This window comes from Paenibacillus rhizoplanae (assembly GCF_042684125.1).
GTDB lineage: Bacteria > Bacillota > Bacilli > Paenibacillales > Paenibacillaceae > Paenibacillus_AQ > Paenibacillus_AQ rhizoplanae.
The window spans coordinates 1-543 of the sequence record NZ_JBHUKY010000065.1 but is presented as its reverse complement, the minus strand read 5'-3'; the positions used below and the strand labels follow the sequence as shown (position 1 = coordinate 543).

At 53.4% G+C, this 543-nt stretch carries 1 rRNA gene; it reads left to right on the top strand.

The window, feature by feature from the left end:
- Positions 1–543: ribosomal RNA gene (locus tag ACFSX3_RS26245) — 23S ribosomal RNA — on the top strand; the annotation flags it as partial.

Below are 543 nucleotides of genomic sequence, written 5' to 3'. Positions count from 1 at the left end.
AGTATGTGGACGTAGACCCGAAACCGTGTGATCTACCCCTGTCCAGGGTGAAGGTGCGGTAACACGCACTGGAGGCCCGAACCCACGCATGTTGAAAAATGCGGGGATGAGGTGGGGGTAGCGGAGAAATTCCAATCGAACTCGGAGATAGCTGGTTCTCCCCGAAATAGCTTTAGGGCTAGCCTCGGTGAATGGAGTCGTGGAGGTAGAGCACTGATTGGGTGCGGGGCCCGCAAGGGTTACCAAGCTCAGTCAAACTCCGAATGCCATGTACTTCTTGCCGGGAGTCAGACAGTGAGTGCTAAGATCCATTGTCAAAAGGGAAACAGCCCAGACCATCAGCTAAGGTCCCCAAGTGTGTGTTAAGTGGGAAAGGATGTGGAGTTGCACAGACAACCAGGATGTTGGCTTAGAAGCAGCCACCATTGAAAGAGTGCGTAATAGCTCACTGGTCGAGTGACTCTGCGCCGAAAATGTAACGGGGCTAAACACACCACCGAAGCTATGGCTAGATGCTTTGCATCTGGGGTAGGGGAGCGTTGT